Here is a 16377-nt window from a genome sequence, read left to right as displayed (position 1 = left end):
GTATTCTTAACTCATTTCGATCATGATAGAAAATAACCCGACCCCTGAAGCGGTTTATCAACGTTTGCAGGAGATGCTGGCGAGGGAGGCGGATGTTGCCGGCAGTCCGGTTGATGCGCAGGCGGTTGGCCGGTATGGCGCATTTATCGGTTCGGTGATTAACAGCCATGATTCATTGCCGCGGGCAATGGATCATGCCCGCAGCCTGATTGAGAAAACTGTTCGCGCCGGCAGCTCCATGGCCAGCGGGACCGTGATTCTGGCGGACACGATGACCCAGTCGAAGGGAAGGTTTACCAGAAACTGGTTTGCTCCTCCGGGTGGAGTGTGGGGATGTATGATCCATGCGAATACTTTTCTGCCGCAATCCCGAAGTTTCATTTCTCTTGCCACTGGTCTCGCCTGCTGCGAGGCTGTGCGCGAGGTCGGCGTGGAACAGGCGACCTTGCGCTGGGTGAACGATGTCCTGGTCGACGGGAAAAAGCTCGCCGGTTTTCTGGTTGAGACCTATACCGAACCGGTGCATGGAGAAGAGTTTACCCTGGTTGGATTCGGTATCAATGCCAATAACTGTTTGTTTCCCGCCGACCTGGTCGATTCGTCAGTCTCTCTTAAACAGGTTCTTGATGAAAAAATTAATCTCCCGGACTTCACATCCTTATTTCTTGCCCGGCTGGCCTGGAATTTCGGTCTGCTCTACCATGAGGAGGCCAAAGGACTGAAAGGTGGACGTTTTTCCGGACGTGACGGCAGGCATATGCTGTTGCAGAGATGGCAGGCCTGTTCCGATTCCGTCGGCAAAAAAGTGGTATACGGTTTTGATGTGATGACCGCCCCTGATTACCAGGCAGAGGTGTTGGGCGTCGATGACGATGGCGGCCTTGTCCTGCTTTTGGAGGACGGTTATAAGAAGACGGAATACAGCGGGGAAATCCGCTATCTGCAGCCCTGAGTCGCAGCTGTCGTTCGGCTTATTTTTTGAGAAATTTCCGCACCATCTTCCACGAAGCCATGTCCCGCTGAAACAACTGATTGCCATAACTCTGCAGAAGAGAGATTGCCTCGTAAAGGATACTGCCGGACATCTTCAGGCGATGCAAACGTTCGATCGGCTGATCCTGGGCTGATCGCAGAATTTTGATCGTACCGTGGGACAGGGGAATTTTCTGCAGCAGGTGAGGACTGCAGGCGGAACAGACGATCCGCCCGTTGCTGGCGTCAAAACTGTACCGGTTGTCATTGGTTACCTGTGAGCTGCAGCGGGCGCAATTCTGTAAATCCGGGCGGTATCCGACAGAGTCGAAGAAGCGGATGAGAAAGAGACTGAGTACAGTCAGCGGTGGTTGTTTCTGATCAAGGTTATGCAGAGCCCATAAGCAGAGTCGGAAAATCGAAATATCCGGTTCATTCTCGCGAATTCCGATCAGCAAAAATTCCCGTATTGCCGAGGCGATACTGTATAATTCCAGGTTTTGCCGAATGTGCAGAAAACCTGTATGCAGATCGGCTTCGGCGAGAAAAGCCAATGACCTGTTGGCTTTCTGCTGGTATGTTATGTGGAGAAAACTGAACAGCTCAAGTTTGTTGACGAAACGTTTTTTGCTTTTTTTAGCACCTTTGGCTATTGCGCTCAGGCGACCAACATCCTGGCAAAACAGGGTGACGATTACATCAGACTCGCCATGTTCTATGCAATTTAAGACAACAGCATCGGTTTGCCTGGACTCTACCACTGCGGCTTATTGCAGCAGACGTTCATAACGGCTATCCGAAGTATCCTCGCTGAATTCAGTATTGGTGTAATAATTACTTCCCTCCTGTGGCGGCGGGAGTGGCGCCCTGCTTATCTCCTCGCCAACGGAAGCGGTTGCCGTCGTTGGATAAGAAAGACTGAATATATTCAAACGGTTTGACCGCGGTCTGGACATTGCCCCGGTTCTCGAGCCGGGTCTGACTATATCTGGAACAGCGGTGCTTGCGGACATCTGTTCAATACGCTGCGGTTCCTCCAGGCTGCGCAACTTCTGACTGAGATACGTGGCCGGATTCCAGGAAAAATACCAGCAGAGAAAACAACCAAACAGGAGCAGCACGAGCAGTATCAGGCCAAAAAAAGAAAATGGCATGAATGTGGGACGCTCCGCCATGTTTCCTACTTCCTGTGCCAGCTTCGTCGCTGGTATTGTTGGCAGGTTTCCCGACTTGCCCTGCTGTGGCTTCTGCTGCATATACATCTGCAGTATTTCCCGGCAGTCGAGGGAAAGAGTCTGCGCGTACAGACTGTACAAACCACGTGCAAAAGCTTCCGCCGGCAGCGCGGCAAAGTTGTTTTCTTCCATGGCCTGGAGACTTCTCGCGGATATTTTGGTTTCTCCAGCTATGGCCGCCAGGTCTAAACCAAGGTTGATTCTTGTTGTATGGAGATATTCCCCGAGGCCAGTGTAGTCATGTTCAGAGCCGTGAGGCGACATAACCTTTTCCTGATAAATTTTTGGCATGAGAATTTATAGTTTTTTAATATATGCTTCTTGTTTAAGTTTTTTTACCCATTCAGTATAGGCAACTTTTAACTTTTCTTCGAACAGCTCTTCCCGAATTTCTTCTTTAACCGCTTCAAAAGAAGAGGTAGCGACGGTGGCGTTTTTATCGCCGGAAAGGAGTTTGAAGAACTGGTAACCGGAAGGAGTTTCGACTATCTCGCTTATTTCGTCCGGTTGCAGAGCGCCGACCGCGTCACGCATGCTCCGGGCCATCTCGTCAATGGTGAACACCCCTATATCGCCGCCTTCACTGGCGGACGGAAGGTCGGAAAATTTTTTAGCCAGGGCTTTGAAATCCTGACCGCTTTTGGCCAAATTGTACACACGTTCGATTTTATCCCTGGTTTCTTTTTTGGCGGCGGCCAGTTTGTCCGGGTCATCATTTTTGGGCCAGCTTAAGCCAATCTGCAGTAGGTAATAACTGCCTTTGTCCACTCTTGAAGTATACTTCTTATCGTAATAATCACGAATCATCTCATCGGTGACGATTATTTTTGACCGCACGTCAAAACTGAGGAGTCTGCTTTGCAGAATCTGGACTTTCAGCTTGTTCCGGTATGATTCTTCCGTCAGGCCGGAAAGTTCAAGTTTGTGCCTGAATTCGGTGGGGTCGAGAGACATGCCCGTGCGCATCTTTTCATAAGCGGCATTGACATCTTCATCCGTCACGCTGACCTTGTATTTTTTGGCCTTTTGCTGGATAAGGCGGCGTTCAATCATGCTGTTAAGGGCAATTTCCCGTGCCTGCTTTAAAGCCTCGGCGACGGGCGCCCCTGGATTTTCCTTGGTGATGGACTTGAAAATGCCGTTTGTTTCATCCTCGAGCTCAGAGAGGGTAATGACCTCGTCGTTAATTACGGCAACTACTTTATCGACAACTTCAGCTGAAAGGTAAAAGGGGATGAGCAGAAAGGCACATAAAACAGGCAGTAAGACGCGGAAATAATGTCGATTCCACCGATAAGTACATAGTTTCATAAAGACCCTGAATTGAAAAATAAAGTATGGGGAGAAGGGAGTTGTGTTTACCTGGTCTGTGCGACTTTACATAATTTATTGTTGAGATGCCATCTTTCTCTGCAGTTGGTTGACTTTCAATTAATATGGAATATTTTCTCACAACAGTATATCATAAGCACAGCAATTTTGAAATCTCTCCGGGAGCGGATTATATGAAAAAAAAGAAGTTGTTCCATGCGACAGTATTGTGTGTACTGTTCTGCTTGACGGTACTCATGACTGTGGCGTCCGAGGCATCGACCAGAATGCCGACTTTTGCCCTGGAGAGTGTGCGGGACGGTAAGATAATAAAATCGGATTCATTTCAGGGCAAGGTACTGCTGCTCACCTTTTTTGCAACGTGGTGTCCACCGTGCGCAGAAGAAGTTCCTGTTCTGAGAAAATTACACAATGAACTGGAGGGTGCAGGATTTTCGGTGGTGGGCTTATCGGTAGATCAACAGGGTGCGGCAGTCGTGGCAAAATTTATTGAGAAGCAGGATATCACCTATCCGGTTTTACTGGCTGAGGCGCAGACGACAATTGATTTCGGTGGGGTGTACGGTATTCCAGTTGCATTTTTAGTTAATAAATCCGGTAATGTGGTCAAAAAGTACACCGGATATATCCAGCATGATATTCTTGAAAAAGATATCCGGGGCCTGCTCAACTGATTGGTTTCAGTTGCATTTCATTAATAAATGAAATAGAGTGTCTAGTGTTATAGCTGTGATTGTTTGTCGGATATAATTTAGTGGAGCTTGGCTCCGATCGGTAACCACAAAATAAAGGAGAATTACAATGAATAAGAAAATGGTAGCTTTTGCAATGGCTTTGGTTTTTGCCCTCTCCACAGCAGGTCTTGGTTTTGCTGCGAAGCTTAAATGTACTGTCGATGCGGTTGATGGGACCAAAGTGACCATGACCTGTGAAGACGCCGCTAAACTGGCTCCTGGTGACAAAGTCAAAGTATCCCCTTCCAAGAAAGGTGCTGTTGAGGGTTGCTAATTGACAGAGCGTTGCTCTTTAAGTATTGTGGGTCGGCTGATTTCGGATCAGCTGGCCCATTTTTTTTCTACCCTATTCTAAAACGCAGGTATTGCACCTCACGAAGGCCCCAGCTATGGATATTCGCACTCTTCCGGACGCCGAACGGGAGATTTACAACCGTATTCGTCAAAAATACACTTTGACTTTCGATCGACTTCGATTTGGCGAAAAGCAGATCCGTCTGCTCAAAATAGCTGATCTGGAAGAATTTTTAGATGGGAAAAACCCTTTTTCCGATGTTTCGCAGTTTCCCTTTTGGATCCGTCTCTGGGATGCCGCGATGATTCTGGCATATGTCCTCGGTTCGCAACCTCGGGCTGCCGGCAGGACACTTTTGGAACTTGGTGCCGGCCTCGGGGCTCCCGGGCTTGCCGCTGCCGCCGCCGGCTTTGCTGTCACCATCAGCGATTATGAAGACATAATAATGGATTTTCAGAAAGTGAGCGCTGCCGCCTCCGGACTCAAAGATGTGCAGTTTGCCCATCTGGACTGGTTGAATCCGCCCCAGATGGAACCATTCGATGTGCTGGCTGGTGCAGAAATTCTTTTTCGAGATGAATTTTTTCAGCCATTATTGAATGTATTTAAAACGTATCTGAAAGCTGATGGGGAAATATACCTGGCCCATGATGCGAAAAGACAGAGTCTGCCTAAATTTCTCCAACTTGCCCAGAAAGATTTTGCCATTGGCACGAAGGAACAGGTCATCAAGCGGGATGGTAAAAAGATAGCAATCATTATCAACCGGTTACGACACAAAATAAACTGATTATTTTTGCCCGCCATGAGCACAATGGCTCCGCACTAACTGAGTAAAAGCCAGTACGCTATTCTTATCCCTGGTAAGCCCATGTCTTTATATCCTGTCAATTTAAATATTACCGACAAACTGTGCCTGGTGGTTGGGGGAGGCGTCGTCGCTTTACGTAAAACGAAGAGTCTCTTGGTTTGTGATGCCAGAATCCGGATAATCAGTCCGGAAATTACCCCGGAATTAGATGCGATCATCAAAAAAAACGAGATCGAGTGGTTCGAAAGAGGCTTCGCTGAAGGTGATTTGCGAGGGGCATTTCTGGTTTTCGCGGCAACAGACAACCCCGATGTGCAGCTTCTGGTCGCCAGGGAGGCCGCAAAAAATGCGGTACTTTTGAACAGTGCCGATGATCCCCTGCACAGTCATTTTCATGTGCCGGCACATTTTCGACGGGGAAAAATGCTGGTGACCGTTTCCACGGAGGGAAGCAGTCCGGCGCTGGCAAAAAAAATAAGACAGCAGATGGAAAAAGAAATAGTTCCGGAGTACGCTATTGTCGTTGAGCTCCTGGCCTTGATTCGAGAAAAAATTATCGGTCTGGATGATGATTCCGATAGCAACAGCGAACTTTTTCGCAGATTACTGCAGCAGGGAATTGTTGAACTGGTGCTTAATGGCAATTGGTTTGAACTGCAGATGATGCTTCTTCGGGAGTTACCCGCCGAGGCCGATGCGGTGGAGCTCATGAAAAAAATTGTCGAAGAGTGATTTCGATCAATTGATCGCAAAGACAATGAACGCGTGAACGGTTGGGCAGTAATTCATCATGCAAGGATACCCATGGAAGAAATAAACTACCTCCTTTTTCAGTCGGCCCTGGGCATAACTTTCACTGCCGCTGCAGCGTATCTGGTTTTTTTTGTCAGCCAGAATAATAAAATACGCAAATTAGCGCGGATGATCCTGCTTGTTTCGGGGGTGGTCCAGACACTCTATATAGGTTCGCGTTTTGTTCTGGCCGGCCATACCCCGATAACGTCACAGCACGAAGCCGTAGCCTTTTTTGCCTGGGCCACGACCTGGGCCTATCTTTCTTTTAGGTGGCGGTATACCGTCAAAAATTTTGGCACCTTTGTTTCGATACTCATTTTCTGCCAATTATTGATTGCTTCTTTTTCGCAAAGGGATTTCAGTCCGCTGGTGCCTGCGCTGCAGAGCGCATGGCTGCCTGTTCATGCCGGCGTTTCCATTATTGCCTACGGCTTTTTGTCCCTGGCGTTCTGCGGCGGGCTTATGTATCTGTTGCAGGAGCGGGAACTGAAAAGCAAAAAATTCGGTTATTTTTTTGCCCGTTTTCCTTCTCTTGATGCCCTTGATCAACTGAATAATCATTGCTTGACCGCAGGCTTTGTTTTTTTAACCTTAGGGATCGTGACAGGATCAATCTGGGCACGACAGGCGTGGGGCACCTACTGGCAGTGGGATCCCAAGGAGACCTGGTCGCTGATTACCTGGTTTTTATATCTGGTCCAGCTGCATCAGCGGTTTACCGTGGGATGGCGGGGGAAAAGGGCGGCGGTAATGGCCATCGTCGGATTTGCCGCGGTCATTTTTACCCTGTGGGGCGTTCCGTATCTGCTTGGAGGGGTGCATAGTTATGCCAAGTGATAAGATAATGCTCCTTGGGGTAAATCATAAAACCACGCCGGTCGAAATACGCGAGAAAATTGCTCTTGCCGACGGCTATGAACAGCCGCTTGCGGCAATGAAAAACATTACCGGATTGCGGGAATATTATCTTCTGTCTACCTGCAACCGGGTTGAGTTATTGCTGGTGACCGAGGCCGGCAATTCCGTAAAAGACGCGATTGTCGATTTTCTTTTTGGTGATACGGTTACCCGGGAAGAGAGTAGTCAATATCTCTATATTCTGCACGACAGGGAGGCGGTACATCATTTGTTCATGGTTGCCGCCAGTCTCGATTCAATGGTGGTCGGAGAGGCGCAGATACTCGGACAGTTGAAGCAAGCCTATCGGCATGCTGCCCACTTCGGCTGCACCGGGCCACTGCTTAACAAACTGATCCATAAGTCTTTTTCCGTGGCGAAAAGAGTCCGCACGGAAACGGCTATTGGTTCCCACGCCGTTTCCATAAGCTATGCCGCCGTACAACTTGCCAAAAAAATATTTGGCAATCTGAGTGATAAAAAAGTTCTGCTGATCGGGGCGGGGGAGATGGCTGAGCTGGCCGCAGAACATCTGGTCGGCCAGGGAGTGGGGTCGGTCACCGTCGCTAATCGAACTCTGGCCCGGGCAGTTGCTCTGGCCCAGCGCTTTAATGGCAGTGCCGTGTCCATGGAAGAGCTGGTGGCACAACTGAAACACGTTGATATTATTATCAGCTCTACTGGGGCTACAGAGATCATCCTGCGCAAAGATGCAGTCAAATCGGTTATGCGGGCGAGGATGAATCGGCCGCTGTTCTTTATCGATATCGCCGTCCCGAGGGATCTCGATCCCGGGTTAAATGAGCTGGAAAATGTCTATCTGTACGATATTGACGATTTAAGCAATGTCGTCCAGATAAATAAATCGGAACGGGATAAAGAGGCAGTGAAGGCGGCTCGTATTGTCGATGAGGAGACGCTGAAGTTTGAGCGATGGTTCAATGGCTTGGCGGTGACGCCGACCATCCAGGCCTTAAAGAAAAAAATGGATGAGATAGGGCAGTTGGAGTTGGACAGGACTTTGGCGAGAATGCCCGATATGACGGATTCCGAACGGGAAAATCTGGCCAGAATGGTCGCGGCCATTACCACGAAAATACTCCACGATCCGCTGATGTTTCTGAAGAGTGAATCCTGTGCAGGGCGGGACAACAGCGATCTCAAGGTAACTACTGTTCGCGAACTCTTTGGCCTGGAAAATAAAAAAGACGAGCAGTAGCCGGTTGTGATGACAGACGATCTGCCTGAAATAATTGAAAATGAATGGTATATCGTCAGATATTCCGGAGAAACTCCCGAGATCGCCTATAATTCGGCTATATACCAGCTCACTAGAGCGCAGGATGGACCTCGTATCTGCTTGACTGATGCGCATGTTGCGCTGCTGAAAAATGCTGCGGTTGAACGGTTCTTGGAAATTATTGTCCGTGACCTGCAGCATGCCAACAGTACCAAATCCATATATCGCGGAATCTGCCGGTCGATCATCAATTATCAGCGGTTTTGCACCTTTTGTTCGCGTCAAGATCTGGAGGTCAGTCGGGTGCGGCGCAGGGCTGCGGATGCATTTTTGCGTTTTCTTGAACAAGAAATGCAACAGCTGCAGGCCGTCGGTCGGCCGACCATTATCAACTGCACCTATGCAGAGCTGCAAAGTTTTGCCGGGGAGCTTGGCGTGGAGCTGAACGATCGGCATACAGTATTGGCAGAGTTGTGCCCAGCAGCTCCCTTTTCATGATAATTTTTTTTCTGACTGCCCCCGATGTTTCGCTGCTGAACCAGGGGGTGAGCTGTTCCTTCCCGGGACGCCGTAAACCCATCCGTGGGGGCTTCACTGCCGCCGTCCATGGCTGCAGAGACCCGAAAAACGAACAGCTCACACCCTTCCATTCCGACAGGCAGAGTTTTTGGGGCAAGCAGAATTTTTTTTAGGTGGATCTGTTTGTCGTAGTATTTGTTTTTCCGTTCTGTTATCTCTTACGACAATATTTACTCTGTATTCGTTCGTCCAGATTACGAGGTAATCTATAAACGGTGTCGTGAAAATTCTTCGTCTGCTCCGCAGTTGCAGTTTTTTTGTCAATATTTTTGTCAATATACGACGTCCCACTGGTACCCCGGAAACGAGAGAAAAATATTATACCCCGTAGATGAAATATTTTATATAACCATCCTGGAATTTGAATTTTTACAAGTTTAACTTTAATGATACTTATGAAAAACAAAAAGATTGTTCTGGTCTTTTGTCTGACATTGTTGTGCCTGAATTTATCGAATATCTGCTTTGGCGATACGGGCAAGGTTGACGCAGTTGATCAAAAAAGAAACCGGCTGATTGGCTATATTCTCAGCAAACAGCTGCCGGCTCTGCATTTCAGTGACAAGGTGATGGGCGACAAATTGTCGCAGGCCACTTTTTATCTGTATATCAAACAGCTTGATTACCAGAAAAGATTTCTCCTGAAAAAAGATGTGCAGCAACTCGAAGCATTTGCCCCCTATATTGACAACAACCTCGCTGACGGCCAGATTACCCTGCCGGATACCGGTTACGACATTTTGACCGAAAAGATCGACCTCGTGCAGAAGATGGCCGGGGAAATGATGGCGAGCAATAAAGTGGTGATAGGCAAGCCCGACTCAAAAGACCTCTATGTCGGATCTTTTAATGTCGGCAAAAGCGAATCCTACGAAACCGACCCCGAAAAAATTGACTTTGCCAAAAACATTGCTGAATTAAGAGATCGCTGGCGTCTGGTCTTGAAGGCCCAGGTCATCTCGCAGTATCTCGATCTTGAGGATGCCCAGAAAGAGAAGCCGGAAAGCATCGGGGGGCAGCCGAAAGTGAAAAAGCCGGCGGCTAAAAAAATGACTGAGGAGGAGCTCTGGCAGGAAGCTCTGGCCAAGGTCAGTAAAAGAAATAAAAATTTTTTCCAGCGGCTGCGGCAGGAGAACCTGCAGGATCATTACGACCGTTTCTTCAACTGTGTCGCCAGGGCATTTGGTCCGCATACCAATTACATTCCCCCGGCCGGAAAAGAGCAGTTCGACATAAACATGCGCGGCAGTCTGGAAGGGATAGGTGCGCTTCTTCGTGAGGATGACGGTTTTATCAAGGTTATCAGAATTATTCCCGGAAGTGCCTCGGCGAGGCAGGGCAGCTTGAAAGCGGAAGATATCATTTTGCAGGTGGCCCAGGAGGGTGAGGAGCCGGTCGATATTACCGATATGCGGCTGAGGGATGCGGTCCGTCTAATCCGGGGTCCCAAAGGTCAGGCGGTCATTCTCACCGTGAAAAGGAGTGACGGTGTGACGGAGGTTATCAGGATTGTACGTGATGTGGTGCAGATTGAAGAAACCTTTGTTAAAAGTTCGGTAATGGATTCCCCGGACGGCCGACGCACCGGATATATTTTCATTCCCAGCTTCTACCGCGATTTCGAGGGCACCAGAAATGGGGCGAACGGTCGAAACTCGACAGAAGATACGCTCAAGGAAATCAATAATTTAAAGGCGCAAAATGTCGATGGGATCGTCCTTGACCTGCGTGACGATGGCGGCGGCGCTCTGGTTGATGCAGTTGATATAACCGGTCTCTTTATCAAGTCAGGACCTGTTGTGCAAGTGCTGAACAAATATGGAGATAAGCGCGTGCTGAGCGACACCAATGATGGAGTGTCCTATGATGGACCACTGGTTGTCCTGGTCAACAAATTTTCCGCATCGGCATCTGAAATTGTCGCCGCGGCACTGCAGGATTATCACCGGGCGGTAATTGTCGGCGGCAAACATACCCATGGCAAGGGGACGGTCCAGACGATTATCAATCTCAACGAAAATATACCCCTGCTGAATGTCCGCAAATACGAGGATCTCGGGGCGTTGAAAGTCACCATTCAGAAATTTTACCGGGTGACAGGCAGCTCAACCCAGTATAAAGGGGTGGAGTCCGATATTGTGCTGCCAAACCTCTTTGAATATATCAAATCAGGAGAGCGCTATCTGGATTACTCGCTTCCCTGGGATTCAATTGCACCGGTTGCCTTCACCGCGTACAAAAGTAAACAGCCCTTCAATATGGCCAAACTGAGGGAAATGAGCCTTATGCGCGTGGCGCAGGACAAAGGTTTTAAAATTATCAGCGAAGAAGCGGCAAGAGGCGCCGAGCGAAGCGAAAATACCATGTTGACCGTGCAGATTGACGACATGCGGTTAAAGCGCGATGAAGCACGGCTGATGCGCGAGAAAGTTGGCGCCTATTACCGAAAATACCGAGACGAAGCGGGGGATGACCCTGATTTTGAGGGACAGGATGCTGACCAGGAAGATCCAAAGGATAAGTGGCTGAAAGATGTCAAGCAAGATCCTTACATCAGGGAAGCCGTCAATATCGTCGGCGATATCATCCGATTTTCGGGAAAGTGAAACGTTCGTCCTACCTTGAAAAACTAATGATAACCACATAGCCTGAGGACGGTAAACGCTTCAGCTGCGGTGAGGACAATATACATTCGGTGCGGGTGAGTGTTTACGCGAAACGACGCGGGAGCCCTCACTATACCGTCATTTGAGCGAGCTGTGCATGCTAAAAATCTTCTTGAAAAAGAGAAGGAAAGGTGATAGAAATGTCACTTTGTGAATGATCATTCATTTGTTTTCTCACCTTGATGAGTGTCAGTTCGGTTGAAGTTTCGTAGGTATGAAAAGGGTTGTGACCATATGGATCTGGCGGAAGGTTTTCGGAACCACGGGGAGAAAATTGTCGATAAGTGGGTAGAATATACACTTTCTACTTATACCTCGTCCGGTTTTTTTGTGAAAGAACGTGACATCTTCGCCAATCCGGTTGGTGGAAATATCCGGCAGGCATTGGGCCAACTTTTTGTCAAGCTCTCCAAGGGTGCTGATGCTGGAGAATTTACTGCTCCTCTGGAACAAATAATAAGTATACGTTCCGTCCAGCAATTTACCCCGGCACAGGCTATAGCCCCACTGAATGCAGTCAAGCATATCACTCGTGAAGTTTTTGCTGCGGATAAAGAACGAAAACACCTTGTCGCAGAGCTGTATGATTTTGATTTTGCAGTAGATCTGGCCATGCTGGCAGCATTTGATATATACATGCAGTTCCGGGAACGTCTCTATCAGGTCCGGATTAATGAGATTAAGTCAGGAAGTCACATATTGACAGACAGCAAGTGTCCATCGAAACTGCTGACTGATAAAAAAGTTTTAAAATAGGTTAATGGTCTTTAACTGGTCTCCACGGAGTTGGCAGAGGTTATGTCGGCTGCTTGGTTTCCAAAACAGTTCAACTGAAGCGAGGTAAGAAATGAAGTACGCCTTCTCATTCCTGGCAGTCATGGCGTTGGTAATGATTGCCGGACTCGGATCGCAGATACCGGGGATGCCCTATTTGTTTGGTGTCGCTCTGCCGTATCTGGCCATCATGATCTTCCTTGGAGGTTCGGTCTATAGAGTGGTGCAGTGGGGGAAATCTCCCGTGCCATTTTCTATCCAGACAACCTGCGGCCAGGGTAAATCTTTGGATTTTATTAAGCACAACAAGCTTGAGGCCCCGAATACAACTGCCGAGGTCGTGGCGCGAATGTTTCTTGAAGTAGTAACTTTCAGGTCTCTGTTTCGCAACACTAAATCAGAAATCTATGATGGTCCGAAGATCACTTATGAATCTTCGAAGTGGTTGTGGCTGTTTGCTCTGATCTTTCATTACAGTTTCCTGGTTATTGTCCTTCGACATATGCGTCTTTTCCTCGATCCGATTCCATTCTGGGTGGGCTGGATTGAGACCCTTGACGGCATTTTCCAGGTTGGAGCACCTAACTGGTACATCACTGATGTCACAATATTGCTTGGCTGTGTGCTCTTGTTCTCCAGAAGAATCGCCACCCGTCATGTTCGCTTCATTTCCCTGATGAACGATTATTTTCCGCTGGTGCTTATTTTCACCATCGCCTTGACCGGTATCCTGATGCGTTACGTGCTCCGTACCAATATTGATATCGTCAATATCAAGCAGCTGCTTGTTGGACTGGTTACTTTTTCTCCGACAATAGGTGCGGAAATAGGCGCTATTTTTTATATCCATCTTTTTCTTGTCTGTGCTTTGCTCGCCTATTTCCCCTTCAGCAAATTGATGCATTTCGCCGGCGTATTCATGAGCCCGACCAGGAATATGAAAAATGACAGCCGTGCCAAGCGCCACGTCAATCCCTGGAATCCACGAATCCTGCCCCATTCCTATGCCGGATATGAGGATGAATTCCGTGAGTTTATGGTAGATGCCGGTATTCCGGTTGAAAAGGAACTGGCTCCCAAAAAGGATGAAGAGTAAAAAATTGACCCAAAACTAGCTTAAAAGGATGAGATAACGATGGCAGTTCCAAAATTAGAACAATTATCGAAAAGCGTAGTGCAGGGACCATCCTTGGCGACAGGAGCGATACCTACCATGGATTGGATGGAATACCCGGCTGTATTCAAACCGGGTAATTATGCCTACCCCGCCAAGGCTGAGAAAGTAGCGTATCTCGACAGTCAGTCGGGGCTGCATTTCCCTAACTCCCGTGAGTGGTCTCCGGAGGATGAAGACTGGAAATTACCGGCGGACTGGAAGGAAATAATCATCAAAGGCTTGAAAGAGCGCCTTGATAAATTTCGCTCCCTGAAAATTTTCATGGATTGCTGTGTCCGTTGCGGGGCCTGTGCGGATAAATGCCATTTCTTTCTCGGTACTGGTGATCCGAAAAATATGCCGGTTATGCGCGCCGAGCTGCTCAGATCCATTTACCGCAATGACTTCACACTGGCAGGCAAGATCTTCGGCAAAATGGCCGGTGCCCGCGAGGTGACTGTTGGTGTGCTGAAAGAGTGGTTCATGTACTCCTATCAATGCACCGAGTGTCGTCGATGTTCGGTCTTTTGCCCGTATGGTATCGATACCGCGGAAGTCACCATGATGCTCCGCGAGCTCCTGCATCTGGTTGGTGTGGGGATCAACTGGATCTTGGAGCCGGTGTCCAATTCCAATCGTACCGGTAACCATATGGGGTTGCAGCCGCACACCTTTAAAGACAATGTGGAATTTCTGGTAGACGATGTCGAGTCACTGACCGGCGTCAGGCCGAATATCAGTTTTAACAGAAAAGGTGCGGAAGTACTGTTTATTACCCCTTCCGCCGACGTTTTTGCCGAGCCCGGGCTGTATACCGCAATGGGGTATCTTGCTCTTTTCGAAGCTATCGGCCTCGACTATACCTGGTCGACCTACGCCTCGGAGGGTGGGAACTTTGGTCTGTTTACCAACAATGAGGCCATGAAAAAGCTCAATGCGAAGATGTATGCAGAAGCGAAACGCTTGGGGGTCAAATATATCATCGGTGGGGAGTGCGGTCATATGTGGCGTGTTGTCCATCAATATATGGACACCATGAACGGCCCGGCCGATTTCCTTGAAAAACCGGTATCGCCGATTACCGGCACGGTTTTCGAGAATGCGGCATCGACTAAGATGGTCCACATAAGCGAATTTACTGCCGATCTCATTAAACATGGCAAATTGAAATTCGACAAGAGCCGCAACAGTCATGTCAAAGCAACCTATCATGACTCCTGCAATACCGCCAGGGCTATGGGGCTGATGGATGAACCGCGGTACATTCTGGATCATGTTGTCGACTGGGTTGAAATGCCGGAGAATACCATTCGCGAGCAGACCTTCTGCTGTGGCTCAGGAACCGGTCTGAATACCGACGAAATTATGGAATTGAGAATGCGTTCAGGATTGCCGCGCGCCAATGCCGTCAAGTATGTTCATGACAAACATGATGTGAACATGCTGGCCTGTGTCTGTGCCATCGACCGGGCCACGCTGACTTCACTTATGAACTACTGGAATCCCGGGGTCGGGGTCTGCGGAGTAACTGAGCTTGTTGCCAATGCGCTCGTTATAGAAGGCGAAAACCGCGCTGAACTGGATGATGGCTTCCGTACTATGCTCTAAAATACCCTGAACAGAACAGAGGAGTTAACCTAATGTACAACAAAAGATTTATAATACCAGGGCTGGCTATATTGGTCCTGATTGTAACTTTCCCGCTCTGGTTCAATGCGTTCTCGAAGGCAAGTGCGGTACCAAAGCCTGAACTGCCGCCGGGTGGAGAAAAACAGTGTGTCGCGTCTATCCCTGAAATGCGGGCCAGTCACATGGTCATGCTCAATGAATGGCGTGATGCTGTTCTGCGAGATGAAGACCGTGTTGCTGTGACAGTAAACGGAAAAGAATATCGGAAAGGTTTGCAGATGGCCTGTATGCAGTGCCACTCAAATAAGGAGAAATTTTGTGACTCCTGTCATGAATATGCATCTGTCAAACCCTACTGCTGGGATTGTCATTTGACTCCGGCCGTATTGGCGACCAAGAAGGAGACACACTAATGGATAAGCAAAGAAGAAAATTCCTGAAGATTGCCGGAGTAACGGCTTTAGCCGGTTTGAGTGCTCCGGCGGTAATAAAACTGACTTCCTCCCCGGCTCTTGCTTCATCAGAGACACCTGGTGAAGCCGCAGGACACGCTGCTCCGGCTGAAGCGCATGGTGCTGAAGGTCATGGAGCTGAACAGGCCGCCCATACAGGGGTACGTCTTGGCATGCTCATTGACATGCGCAAGCTATATGGTCGTCCGGATCTCATGGATAAGGCAACTGCGGCATGTCACAAAGTGCACAACGTTCCGCATATTGAGAACAAAAAGAATGAAATAAAATGGCTCTGGCATGCTCCCTTTGAAAATGTTTTCCCGGAGCATTCTTCCTACCATGAGTCAAAGGTGACTGCTGAAAACGACTTTATGGTGCTCTGTAATCATTGTGATGAGCCGCCCTGTGTTCGGGTTTGCCCGACCAAAGCAACTTTCAGGGATGAAAAAACCGGTATAGTGGCCATGGACTTTCATCGTTGCATCGGTTGTCGATTCTGTATGATGGGGTGTCCGTATGGTGCCAGAAGCTTTAACTGGATGGATCCCCGCCCATATATTAAAGAGTATAATGCCGATTTTCCAACACGTATGCGTGGTGTTGTTGAAAAATGCAATTTCTGTGGCGAACGCCTGGCCCTTGGGCAGGAACCCGCCTGTGTTGAAGCTGTCAAGGAAGTCGGAGCTTTCGTTTTTGGAGACCTGAATGATCCAAACTCGGAGATTCGTCAGCGTCTTGACCAGGACCATACCATCCAACGGAAACCATCCCTTGGAACGAAACCGTCAGTCTTTTACATAGTGTGAG

Annotated in this window: 18 protein-coding genes; 15 read left to right on the top strand and 3 right to left on the bottom strand. The window is 48.6% G+C overall.

The annotated features are described in order from the left end of the window. Positions 1-22 precede the first annotated feature (22 nt). Positions 23-952, top strand: coding sequence for a biotin--[acetyl-CoA-carboxylase] ligase (locus FCL47_RS03055; RefSeq protein WP_136811969.1), 930 nt, complete (start codon positions 23-25; stop codon positions 950-952). Positions 953-971: 19 nt separating this feature from the next. Here FCL47_RS03055 and recO read toward each other — a convergent pair whose 3' ends face one another. Genes recO through FCL47_RS03040 form a run of 3 tightly spaced genes read right to left on the bottom strand, consistent with a single transcriptional unit; the run spans position 972 to position 3518 of the window. After that, positions 972-1733 (bottom strand): DNA repair protein RecO, encoded by a 762-nt coding sequence (gene recO / locus FCL47_RS03050; protein ID WP_136811968.1) that lies wholly within the window; start codon positions 1731-1733, stop codon positions 972-974. Positions 1734-1739: 6 nt separating this feature from the next. Then, positions 1740-2471, bottom strand: a complete 732-nt coding sequence (locus FCL47_RS03045) for a helix-turn-helix transcriptional regulator (protein WP_167496339.1) — start codon at positions 2469-2471, stop codon at positions 1740-1742. 33 nt (positions 2472-2504) lie between these two features. After that, on the bottom strand, positions 2505-3518 hold the full coding sequence (locus tag FCL47_RS03040) for a peptidylprolyl isomerase (RefSeq protein WP_136811966.1): 1014 nt from the start codon (positions 3516-3518) through the stop codon (positions 2505-2507). A 194-nt stretch (positions 3519-3712) separates the two neighbouring features. On the opposite strand from FCL47_RS03040, the gene FCL47_RS03035 reads away from it, so the two are divergent. The 14 genes from FCL47_RS03035 to dsrO all read left to right on the top strand — a co-directional run bounded on the left by FCL47_RS03035 (position 3713) and on the right by dsrO (position 16376). Then, complete coding sequence (locus FCL47_RS03035) at positions 3713-4213, top strand: TlpA disulfide reductase family protein (protein WP_167496338.1); 501 nt, start codon at positions 3713-3715, stop codon at positions 4211-4213. Positions 4214-4340: 127 nt separating this feature from the next. After that, positions 4341-4547, top strand: coding sequence for a selenite/tellurite reduction operon protein ExtJ (extJ, locus tag FCL47_RS03030; protein WP_136811964.1), 207 nt, complete (start codon positions 4341-4343; stop codon positions 4545-4547). A 115-nt stretch (positions 4548-4662) separates the two neighbouring features. Next, on the top strand, positions 4663-5358 hold the full coding sequence (locus FCL47_RS03025; protein ID WP_136811963.1) for a methyltransferase: 696 nt from the start codon (positions 4663-4665) through the stop codon (positions 5356-5358). Between the two features lie 81 nt (positions 5359-5439). Then, positions 5440-6111 (top strand): bifunctional precorrin-2 dehydrogenase/sirohydrochlorin ferrochelatase, encoded by a 672-nt coding sequence (locus tag FCL47_RS03020; RefSeq protein WP_136811962.1) that lies wholly within the window; start codon positions 5440-5442, stop codon positions 6109-6111. Between the two features lie 72 nt (positions 6112-6183). Continuing rightward, positions 6184-7011 (top strand): c-type cytochrome biogenesis protein CcsB, encoded by an 828-nt coding sequence (gene ccsB / locus FCL47_RS03015; protein ID WP_136811961.1) that lies wholly within the window; start codon positions 6184-6186, stop codon positions 7009-7011. Continuing rightward, the gene (hemA, locus tag FCL47_RS03010) at positions 7001-8290 is read left to right on the top strand and encodes a glutamyl-tRNA reductase (RefSeq protein ID WP_136811960.1); all 1290 of its coding nucleotides are present in this window, start codon (positions 7001-7003) and stop codon (positions 8288-8290) included. Before ccsB ends, hemA begins: the two co-directional genes overlap by 11 nt. Positions 8291-8299: 9 nt before the next feature. Next, a complete protein-coding gene (locus FCL47_RS03005; protein WP_136811959.1) occupies positions 8300-8809 on the top strand; it encodes a hypothetical protein in 510 nt (169 codons plus the stop codon). Then, entirely contained in the window at positions 8806-9003 is a 198-nt protein-coding gene (locus FCL47_RS03000; RefSeq protein WP_136811958.1) for a hypothetical protein, read from the top strand. Before FCL47_RS03005 ends, FCL47_RS03000 begins: the two co-directional genes overlap by 4 nt. Before the next feature lie 282 nt (positions 9004-9285). Continuing rightward, on the top strand, positions 9286-11496 hold the full coding sequence (locus tag FCL47_RS02995) for a carboxy terminal-processing peptidase (protein ID WP_136811957.1): 2211 nt from the start codon (positions 9286-9288) through the stop codon (positions 11494-11496). 294 nt (positions 11497-11790) lie between these two features. Next, a complete protein-coding gene (locus FCL47_RS02990; protein ID WP_136811956.1) occupies positions 11791-12312 on the top strand; it encodes an RsbRD N-terminal domain-containing protein in 522 nt (173 codons plus the stop codon). A gap of 91 nt (positions 12313-12403) precedes the next feature. Continuing rightward, positions 12404-13426, top strand: coding sequence for a sulfate reduction electron transfer complex DsrMKJOP subunit DsrM (dsrM, locus tag FCL47_RS02985; protein ID WP_136811955.1), 1023 nt, complete (start codon positions 12404-12406; stop codon positions 13424-13426). Between the two features lie 39 nt (positions 13427-13465). Beyond that, positions 13466-15094 carry a sulfate reduction electron transfer complex DsrMKJOP subunit DsrK gene (gene dsrK, locus FCL47_RS02980; RefSeq protein ID WP_136811954.1) on the top strand — a complete coding sequence of 543 codons (1629 nt, stop codon included), beginning with the start codon at positions 13466-13468 and terminating at the stop codon, positions 15092-15094. 32 nt (positions 15095-15126) lie between these two features. Next, a complete protein-coding gene (gene dsrJ, locus FCL47_RS02975) occupies positions 15127-15528 on the top strand; it encodes a sulfate reduction electron transfer complex DsrMKJOP subunit DsrJ (protein ID WP_136811953.1) in 402 nt (133 codons plus the stop codon). Continuing rightward, entirely contained in the window at positions 15528-16376 is an 849-nt protein-coding gene (gene dsrO / locus FCL47_RS02970) for a sulfate reduction electron transfer complex DsrMKJOP subunit DsrO (protein WP_136811952.1), read from the top strand. Before dsrJ ends, dsrO begins: the two co-directional genes overlap by 1 nt. The last annotated feature ends 1 nt before the right edge of the window (position 16377 follow it).

The sequence above is a fragment of the Desulfopila sp. IMCC35006 genome, assembly GCF_005116645.1.
In the GTDB taxonomy this organism is placed as follows: domain Bacteria; phylum Desulfobacterota; class Desulfobulbia; order Desulfobulbales; family Desulfocapsaceae; genus Desulforhopalus_A.
The sequence above is the reverse complement of the archived record's forward strand: the minus strand, read 5'-3'. Positions and strand labels throughout refer to the sequence as shown.